Origin of the sequence: Fibrobacter sp. UWR4 (assembly GCF_003149045.1) — a bacterium.
Classification (GTDB): Bacteria; Fibrobacterota; Fibrobacteria; order Fibrobacterales; family Fibrobacteraceae; genus Fibrobacter.
Window position 1 is genome coordinate 2501 of record NZ_QGDU01000067.1, and the last position, 2799, is coordinate 5299.

2 rRNA genes (1 of these 2 running past the window's edge) are annotated in these 2799 nt (G+C 57.5%); both read left to right on the forward strand.

The window, feature by feature from the left end:
* A 23S ribosomal RNA gene (locus BGX12_RS14915) occupies positions 1 to 2411 on the forward strand (it extends 465 nt beyond the left edge of the window).
* 103 nt (positions 2412 to 2514) lie between these two features.
* A 5S ribosomal RNA gene (gene rrf, locus BGX12_RS14920) occupies positions 2515 to 2629 on the forward strand.
* Positions 2630 to 2799 lie beyond the last annotated feature (170 nt).

The following is a 2799-nucleotide window of genomic DNA, read 5'->3' on the forward strand; positions in this document are numbered from 1 at the left end:
AAAGGTGAAAAGCACCCCGAGAGGGGAGTGAAAGAGCGCCTGAAACCGCGTGCATACATTCTGTCGGAGGGAGGATTCATCCTCCTGACGGCGTGCCTTTTGTTTAATGAGCCAGCGAGTTGCTCGTGTACGGCAAGGTTAAGGGCCTCAGGTCCGGAGCCGAAGCGAAAGCGAGTCTTAACTGGGCGACCAGTCGTACACGGCAGACACGAAGCCTTAGTGATCTACCCATGGCCAGGCTGAAGCGGAAGTAACATTCCGTGGAGGGCCGAACCGATATACATTGAAACGTGTCCGGATGAGCTGTGGGTAGGAGCGAAAGACCAATCAAACTGGGCGATAGCTTGTTCTCTCCGAAACATATTTAGGTATGGCGTCATGTCAGTTTCCCGGGGGTAGAGCACTGGATGGACTAGGGGGCACACCCGCTTACCAAACCCAATCAAACTCCGAATACCGGGAATACGGTGCATGGCAGACAGCCCGCGGGTGATAAGATCAGCGGACGAAAGGGAAACAACCCGGACCATCGACTAAGCGTCCCCAAGTATGTGCTAAGTGGTAAAGGATGTGGGGTTGCACAGACAGCCAGGAGGTTAGCTTAGAAGCAGCTACCCTTTAAAGAAAGCGTAATAGCTCACTGGTCAAGCGACCCCGCGCCGAAAATGATCGGGACTAAGCACATCACCGAAGTCATGGACTCAGCAATGAGTGGTAGGAGAGCGTTCCGTAGGCCTGGGAAGGCGCGTGGCGATGCGCGCTGGAGGTATCGGAAATGAGAATGCTGGCATGAGTATGCGAAAATGCGGGTGAAAAACCCGCACACCGTAAGTCCAAGGGTTCCCGGGCAAGGATAATCCCCCCGGGGTCAGTCGGGATCTAAGACGAGGCCGAGAGGCGTAGCCGATGACAAGCGGGCGAACATTCCCGCACCCCGTTAAGACGTTACTACCGAACGGTGACGCATGGGACAGCGCGTAGCTGCTGATGGATGCAGCGGATGGTGTGCAAGGCCTAGAGCCCCAGGCACCGGACCGACGGAAGGCTTCGGCCGGAAGTCGAGTCGCGTGGGCCCGTGCCAGGAAAAGCCGGCAAGGGAGTCGATACGGGCCCGTACCGTAAACCGACACAGGTGGACGAGGCGAATAGCCTAAGGTGCTCGAGACAACTCGGGAGAAGGAACTCGGCAAATTAACCCCGTAACTTCGGGATAAGGGGAGCCTCCGGCTGTCAGGATGGACAGTCCAAAGCGGCTGGAGGTCGCAGGGAAACGGCAGAAGCGACTGTTTACCAAAAACACAGGGCCATGCTAACACGCAAGTGGACGTATATGGTCTGACACGTGCCCGGTGCCGGAAGGTTAACAGGAGGGGTCAGCGCAAGCGAAGCCCTGAATCGAAGCCCCGGTAAACGGCGGCCGTAACTATAACGGTCCTAAGGTAGCGAAATTCCTTGTCGGGTAAGTTCCGACCTGCACGAATCGTGTAACGACTTCTGCACTGTCTCCTCCCGGGACTCGGCGAAATTGCAGTGCCGGTGAAGATGCCGGCAACCCGCACCTGGACGGAAAGACCCCATGAACCTTCACTGTATTTTGACATTGGTTTTAGGGTTGGCATGTGTAGGATAGGTGGGAGGCTTTGAAGCGGCGACGCCAGTCGTCGTGGAGCCGTCCTTGAAATACCACCCTTGCCCGCTTTGAGATCTAACCTAGTCCCGTCATCCGGGACAGGGACCGTGTCTGATGGTCAGTTTGACTGGGGCGGTCGCCTCCTAAAAGGTAACGGAGGCATCCAATGGTTCCCTCAGCGCGGTCGGCAATCGCGCGCAGAGCATAAAGGCATAAGGGAGCTTGACTGCGAGACGGACACGTCGAGCAGGTACGAAAGTAGGGCTTAGTGATCCCGCGGTACAGCGTGGAACGGCCGTTGCTCAATGGATAAAAGGTACTCTGGGGATAACAGGCTGATCTCCCCCAAGCGTTCATAGCGACGGGGAGGTTTGGCACCTCGATGTCGGCTCGTCGCATCCTGGGGCTGGAGAAGGTCCCAAGGGTTTGGCTGTTCGCCAATTAAAGCGGCACGCGAGCTGGGTTCAGAACGTCGTGAGACAGTTCGGTCCCTATCCGGTGTGGGCGTACGAGACTTGAGGGAAGCTGACCTTAGTACGAGAGGACCGGGTCGGACGTACCTCCGGTGTACCGGCTGTCGCGCCAGCGGCATTGCCGGGTAGCCGTGTACGGATCGGAGAAACGCTGAAGGCATCTAAGCGTGAAGCCGTTCCCAAGATCAGGTCTCGCGGGGGCAACCCCCTGAAGGGCCGTCGAAGACTACGACGTCGATAGGCCACAGGTGTAAGCGCGGCGACGCGTTGAGCCGAGTGGTACTAATAGCCCGTGAGAGCTTTTCCTTTCTTTCAACGATAGAGTTCGGTTGTTGCGTGAGCAGCCCGGATCCACTTTCAGGCGGTCAGCTGATTGCTGCTTGGCCTTGGACATGTTGCCTTTGAGAATGTTTCAGCGGTTATTGAGCAGGGGTCACACCCGTTCCCATTCCGAACACGGCAGTTAAGCCCTGCATCGCCGATGGTACCTGGCCTACGGGTCCGGGAGAGTAGGTCGCCGCTGGATTCACGGGCCCCTTGAGGAGTTAACCTCGAGGGGCCCTTTTCTTTTTGTATTTTCCCCATGGGCTTCGCGTTACGGCGTTGCTCGCCCCCTCGTGTACCGGAGTACACCACGGCGGCTCGCGCCTTGTCCCGCTCGTCCCTGGGAAAAATACGGTACGTCGGGCGTAATCG